Origin of the sequence: Nocardioides sp., assembly GCF_047607365.1 — a bacterium.
Classification (GTDB): domain Bacteria; phylum Actinomycetota; class Actinomycetes; order Propionibacteriales; family Nocardioidaceae; genus Nocardioides.
The window spans coordinates 1-7,338 of sequence record NZ_JASGDD010000224.1 but is presented as its reverse complement, the minus strand read 5'-3'; the positions used below and the strand labels follow the sequence as shown (position 1 = coordinate 7,338).

At 69.7% G+C, this 7,338-nt stretch carries 2 protein-coding genes; both read left to right on the top strand.

The features are described 5' to 3' along the window. The first annotated feature begins 133 nt into the window (after nt 1-133). Nucleotides 134-6,319 carry an Ig-like domain-containing protein gene (locus QM572_RS17530; protein WP_415095261.1) on the top strand — a complete coding sequence of 2,062 codons (6,186 nt, stop codon included), beginning with the start codon at nt 134-136 and terminating at the stop codon, nt 6,317-6,319. A gap of 33 nt (nt 6,320-6,352) precedes the next feature. Next, the gene (locus tag QM572_RS17525) at nt 6,353-7,318 is read left to right on the top strand and encodes an AAA family ATPase (RefSeq protein ID WP_415095260.1); all 966 of its coding nucleotides are present in this window, start codon (nt 6,353-6,355) and stop codon (nt 7,316-7,318) included. Nucleotides 7,319-7,338 lie beyond the last annotated feature (20 nt).

Below are 7,338 nucleotides of genomic sequence, written 5' to 3'. Positions count from 1 at the left end.
GGCTGCGCGGCGGTCCGGGCCGCAACGCGACCGGCCGGCGCGCCCGCCTCGTCGAGTACGCCGTCGCCGCCCGCATCGTCCGGCCCGAGCACCTGCCGCTGCTCGACGAGCAGATCGCCGGTGAGGAGTGAAGGTGAAGCAGGGGCCTGGGCGCAGCCGCCGCGTCCGGCGTACGGCGTCCGCGGTGTCGCTCGCCGTCGCGGTGGGCGCTCTCGTGGTGATCGCCGTCAACAAGCAGGGCGACCCCATCACCGAGGTCGAGCTCAACGACGGCAGCGTCTGGGTGACCAACGACCGCGACGGCCTCATCGGCCGCCTCAACCCGCAGATCCAGGAGCTCGACCTCGGGCTGCAGTCGCCGGGCACCTCGTTCGACATCGAGCAGCAGGCGACCTCGCTCTTCACCGACGGCGTCGTCGGGTCCGACACCTCGATCGTCCCGATCGACGTCGCGAAGGCGACCGGCGGCAGCCCGACGGCCATGCCGAGCGGGTCGCAGGTGGCCTACAACGGCGGGGTCTTCGTGATGCGCGAGCCCACCAGCGGCAAGGCGTGGGTGCAGGACCAGGACCTGCTCACCTCGATCACGAGCAAGTCGAAGGACTACGTCGCCGACCACGTCGTCGGCGCCGCGGTCGGCAGTGACGGCACGGCCTATCTGGTCGGCTCCGACGGAGCGATCACCACGGCGTCGTACGGCGACTCGGGCAAGCTCGAGAAGGGCGACGCCGGATCGGTGGACGGCGTCGGCGACACGGTCGAGGTGACCGCCGTCGGGACGACCCCGGTCGTGCTCGACAAGACCAGCGGTCAGATCCTCGTGCCGGGCCACGACCCGATCGACCTGCACGAGACCGACATCGCGCACATGCACCTGCAGCAGCCCTCGGCGGAGGCCGACGACGTCGTGGTCGCGACCAACACCGAGGTCTACCGCGTCCCGCTGGACGGCGGCGATCCGATCAGCCTGCGCAACACGCTGCATCTCGCGACGGCGATCGCCGGCGAGCCGGCGCCCCCCGTCGTCGTCGGCGGCTGCGTCTACGCGGCCTGGGCGGACCCGACCCCCGACGCGGCCAACTACCTGCGCGACTGCCCCGGCGAGGGCTCCGACGACGCCCAGGCGCTCGAGGGCGAGGTGCAGGCCGGCGCCGTGCTGCGGTTCCGCGTGAACCGGAAGGTCGTGGTGCTCAACGACACGGCGAGCGGCGACTCGTGGCTGGTGCAGCAGCCGGGGCACAAGAAGGTCTCCAACTGGGACTCGATCGACCCGGAGAAGCAGAACAAGCCGACCCAGGAGCAGATCACCGACAAGGTGACGACCAACGAGAACCGCCCGCCCGAGGCGACCGACGACGACCTCGCCGCCCGGCCCAACAAGGCGAGCATCCTGCCGATCGTCGCGATGAACGACCACGACGCCGACGGCGACATCATCACGATCAAGAAGGTCCAGCCGATCAATGGCCCGGACGTCGAGCCCAAGATCATCAGCGGCGGCACCCAGCTCCAGGTGACCCTGCACGGCACCGATCCGGGCATCGCCCGGCTGAAGTACACGATCACCGACGGCAACGGCGGCGAGGACTCGGCCGAGGTGCGGCTGACGATCCTCGGCAGCGACGCCAAGAACCGCAAGCCACAGCTGATGAAGGACCGCGACCCGCGGCTCGCGGTGGGACGCGGCAAGACCTCGTCGATGTACCTCCTGGCGGACTTCTACGACCCCGACGGTGATGACCTCGTGCTCACCGACGCCCAGGCCAGCGGCGGCGACGTGGAGTTCCGCCCGGACGGCACGATCCAGTTCACCGACAACGGCGACGGCGGCCCGTCCAAGTCGGTGACCTACACGATCGAGGACGGGCACGGCGAGACCTACGTCGGCAAGCTGCCCATCGACGTGAGCACGGAGAAGTCGATCGCCCCCGAGCTGGTGCCCGACCTCAAGTCGGGCGTGGCCAACACCCGCGTCCTGGTCCAGCCGCTGCTCAACGACCGCAACCCCGAGGGCGGCGACCTGCTCCTGGAGAAGGCCAAGGTCCGCGGCGGCGGGTCCGGCACGACGCTCCAGTACGACGCCAAGAGCGGCACGTTCACCTTCTCGGCCGAGAAGGCGCGCACGTACTACATCGACTACCGCGCCTCGAGCCCGTCGGGGGCGTCCGCCTCGTCGTTCGTCCGCTTCGACGTGGAGTCGCCACCGAAGGACAACCGGCCGCCCATCGCCGTGGCCGACAAGGCGGTGCTGTCGCCCGGCGGGACCACCCAGGCCGACCTCCTGCTCAACGACATCGACGACGACGGCGACGTCCTGGTGGTCACCCAGGTGGGGGAGTCGAGCATCCCCGGCGTCAAGGTCTCGGTCACCGACAAGCGGGTCGCCGTGATCAGCTCCTCGGCCGACCTCGGCGGCCGCGCGGCGACGATCCCCTACACCGTCTCCGACGGGCACTACTCCGTCGACGGGTCGCTGACGGTCTCCCAGCGCACCACGACCCGAGCCAACCGGAGCCCGGTCGCCAACAAGGACCAGACCACCGCCCGGGAGGGCTCGGTCGCGACGCTGTCGGTCCTCGCCAACGACTCCGATCCCGACGGCGGCAAGCTCCAGGTCTCCTACGTGACGGCGACCCCCAACAGCGACGGCAGCAAGCTCGACATCTGGGTCAGCGACGACGTGCTGCGGTTCAAGGCGCCGAAGCTGGCGGCCGGCAAGCCGAAGGTCTACAAGGCGATCTACGGCATCACCGACCCCGACGGGCTGAAGTCCGACGCCGAGGTGATGGTCTTCGTCATCCCCGACTCGGCGAGCAACAACCATCCGCCCGCCCCCGACCCGATCGTGGAGCGGGCCATCGCCGGCACCCCGAAGCTGATCAGCGTCGACATGGCGGGAGCCGATCCCGACGGCGACGCGGTCACCTTCACCCGGATCATCAGCGCGCCCAAGCGCGGCCGGATCCTCGACACAGGCGCCGACTGGATCCGCTACGAGGCCTACGAGGGACGCACCGGCACCGACTTCTTCCAGATCGAGGTCCGCGACAAGTTCGGCGCCATCGGCGTCGCCGCGGTGCGGGTCGGGGTGGTCTCCAAGCTCGGCGTCAACCAGGCGCCGGTCGCTCTCGACGACTCGATCGTCGTGCGGCCCAACCGCCGGATCTCCTACAGCGTGCTCACCAACGACGTGGATCCCGACGACGACAAGCTCCGCATCGGCGACAATCTGGTCGCCTCCGCCGACCTGCACGCGAGCGAGAGCAACGGGTTCATCTCGATCGACGTGCCCAAGCTCGACGGCGACCGCCCGATGACCTCGACGGTCGGCTACACGCTGCTCGACGACGCCCGCGAGAGCGACAGCGCCGTGCTGCGGGTGGAGGCGCGCAAGGACGCTCCGGTCTACGCTCCGGTCGCCCGCGACGACGTGGTCGAGCTGGACCAGGTCGCGGGCAAGTCGCCCGGCACCGTGATCGACGTCGACCCGCTGGTCAACGACCTCGACGTGGACGGCTCGCCGAGCGAGCTGAGGCTGCTGGGCTGCCGGTCCGACGTCGCCAAGGGCTGCCTGGTGGTCGGCAACAAGCTCAAGGTCACCCTGACGGCCGCGGACCAGATCGTCATCTACGACCTCGGGGACGGCGACGACGAGTCGCCGGACACATCCGGCGTGATCTTCGTGCGGGGCACGGACAACATCCCGCCGACGGTCAACGCGGCCACGGTGCCGGTCGCGGCACAGGCGGGCGTCCCGCTCACGATCGACCTGGCGCAGGTCACGGTGACCCGCGAGGGCCGCGAGCCCTCGCTGTCGCCGAGCGTCACGCCGGAGGCGATCAACGGCCAGGTCGACGTCGACCCGGACGCCGACAACCGTCTCGTCTTCACTCCGACGAAGAGGTACGTCGGGCCCGCCTCCATCTCGGTGAGCGTCACCGACGCCAAGGACGGCACCGACCGTGACGCCCTGGAGTCGATCGTGACCATCCCGATCGAGGTGAAGCCCGCGGGGAACGTCGCGCCGGCCGTGCGCGGCGCCGACGTGAAGGTCGCGCACGACGGCGACCTCGAGCTCGACCTCGCCGGCCTGGTGACCGACGTCGACCCGAAGTACGACGTCGACGAGATGGCGTACTCGGTGGTCTCCTCCGACGGCCCGGTCAAGACCAGTCTCAGGGAGTCGCTGCTCACGATCTCGGGCGACGGGGCGGCGGGTGGCACGGCCAGGATCACCTTCGGCGTGGACGACCGCGAGGGCGGCACCGCCCAGGGTGTGGTCACCGTGGAGGTGGTCGACAGCGACCGGCCGCTGGCCAAGGTGCCGACGGTGGAGATGCAGAGCAAGAAGGGCGAGAAGATCTCGGTCGACATCGCCGCCTACGCGATCAACCCCTACGCCGACGAGGGCAAGCCGCTCGAGATCCAGAAGGGCTACACCGTCGAGGGCGGGAGCGCGTCCGCGATCACGAAGTTCAAGGTCGACGGCACCAAGGTCTCCTTCGTCCCGACCGGCACCGGCGTCCTGACCGTGAAGATGACGGTCTCCGACGCGAGCGGCGACCCGTCGCGCGACGTGCCGGCGCGGATCAAGGTGGCCGTCGCGGCGCCGCCGGACAAGCCGATGCGCCCGGAGGTCTCCAGCGTCGAGGCGAGGTCGGTGGTGCTCGCGTGGCGTGAGCCGAACAACAACGGCGCCGTCATCACGGAGTATCAGGTCACTGGCAGCAACGGCTTCTCCACGACGTGTACGACGACGACCTGCGCGCTCGGCGGGCTCACTCCGGGCAAGAAGTACTCCTTCCAGGTGGCGGCCAAGAACTCGGCCGGCACGGGGGAGTGGAGCGACTCCTCGGAGACCGTGATCCCGAACAAGGTCCCCGGCATGATGTCGCCTCCGCGGGTCGATCCCACGCCCACGGCCCGGGACAAGCAGCTCAAGATCTCCTGGGACACCCCGGAGAACGAGGGCGACGCCATCACGAGCTACGTCGTGAAGTGGAACGGCGGGGCCAAGACGGTGCCCCCGAGCACCTCGACGGTGATCACCGGGCTGGAGAACGGGACCAGCTACCAGTTCAGCGTCTTCGCGCAGAACTCCGCCGGCGACGGCGCGGAGTCGGGCAAGAGCGATCCGGAGGTGCCCTTCGGCAAGCCGGCTCAGGGGGAGAAGCCGAGCCTCACCCCGAGCGTCGCGAGCGCCAGCCCGACGATCAAGGTGGACTGGGGCGCGCCGGATCCCAACGGCGACGCGATCACGAAGTACGTCGTCTACTGCGACCGGTGCAACGGCGGCTCGTACGTCGTCGAGGGCAACTCCAAGACCTTCACGGCCGGGGACGGCATCCAGAACGGCGTGACCTACACCTTCAGCGTGGCGGCCGTGAACCGCGCGGGGGAGGGCCAGCGCGGCCCGAGCGACTCGGCGAGGCCGTATCGTCCGTCGGATCCGGTGCGCAACCTCCGCTACATCACCTCGCCGGCCGACCGGCAGGCGACGATCGCCTTCGACGCCCCGGCCGACTTCGGAGGCCTCAACCTGCAGTACTACGCGATCGAGGGCGAGGGCCTGACCAGTCCGACGCGGGTCACCTCGGCCGCCCCGGGCGGCCTGACGCTCTCCTTCACCGACAACGGGGACCACAGCATCCGGATCCGCGCCGTCACGCAGTCCGGCAACACCGGCCTGATCGACGGTCAGAGCCAGAGTCTCGGCAGCATCGTGACGTGGGGCAAGCCGGCGGTGCCGGACGACGGCGGGAACTACGCCGACGGGTACTACAAGACCGTCGTCAAGGCGGTGAAGCCGTCGAACAGCTACGGCAGCAAGACCGTCATCGGCGTGCAGGTCCAGTCGGCGGACGGTGGGTGGGACCCGAACGTGTACTCCTACTCCGCGCAGTACTCGGTGGACGTGCCCTCCGGTGGCGAGCAGGGCTGCTGGTCCTTCCGCACGGTGACCGACGCGTCCAACGACGATCCGCGCAAGTACAGCGACGGCCGTTCCGTCTGCGGGTACTCGAAGGCGAAGGACGTCGGGATCTCCAACAACACGTGGGTCACCAGCGCCAACGGCGCGTGCAGCGTGCCCGAGGGGACGTGCACGCATCGGCGCGTCAAGGTGTCGGGCAAGGGCTTCAGGACCGACGGCACGTCGTACGCCGTGAGCTTCTCGGACACCGACCGCGTCGGCTCCTGCGTGGACAAGGTCGTGCCCGACGGGAACGGCAACTTCTCGGACGTCGACAGCGGGTGCGCCTTCAAGTTCGGCACGGCGGCGACGGTCACGATCGCCGGGATCTCGGCGACCGCCAACTAATCAGGACGACCAGACCGACCAGAAAGGCACCCCATGCCCCTCACCCCGGAACAGACCCAGTGGTTCTCCACGACCTTCGGCCAGCTGGTCGCCAACGTGGAGGAGGCCGTGGTCGGCAAGACCCGCATCGTCCAGCTCGCGTGGACCTGCCTCATCGCCGAGGGCCACCTGCTGCTCGAGGACTTCCCGGGCACCGGCAAGACCTCGCTCGCGCGGGCGATGGCGCAGACCATGCAGGGCTCGCAGAACCGCATCCAGTTCACACCCGACCTGCTGCCGAGCGACGTCACCGGCGTCACGATCTACGACCAGGGCAGTCAGAAGTTCGACTTCCACCCCGGTCCGATCTTCGCCAACGTCGTCCTCGCCGACGAGATCAACCGGGCCTCGCCCAAGACCCAGTCCGCGCTGCTCGAGGTGATGGAGGAGAGCCAGGTGACCGTCGACGGCGTCACCCACAAGGTGCCCACCCCGTTCGTGGTCATCGCCACCCAGAACCCGATCGAGCAGGCCGGCACCTACCGCCTCCCCGAGGCGCAGCTCGACCGCTTCCTCATGAAGACGTCGATCGGCTATCCCGACCACGCCAGCACCGTCCAGATCCTCGGCGCCCAGCAGGGTCGCGCGACCACCCCGGTCCGCTCGGTCATCTCGGCCGACAACGTGATCTCGATGATCGAGCTGGCCGGCGAGGTCCACATCGAGTCCGCGGTGCTGGAGTACGTCTCCCGCCTCATCGGGGAGACCCGCGAGGCCCCCGAGGTGCTCCTCGGCTGCTCGATCCGTGCCGGCCTGGGCCTGGTCCGCGCCGCCCGTGCCTGGGCGGCCGCGTCGGGCCGCAACTACGTCCTTCCCGACGACATCAAGTCCCTCGCCGAGCCGGTGCTCGCGCACCGGATGGTGCTCGACCCCGAGGAGGAGTTCCGCGGTACGACGACCGCGGCCGTGCTGCAGCGCATCCTCGGCCAGATCCCGGCCCCCCAGGAGACCGCGGCCTGATGTCCGACATCCAGCCCGCC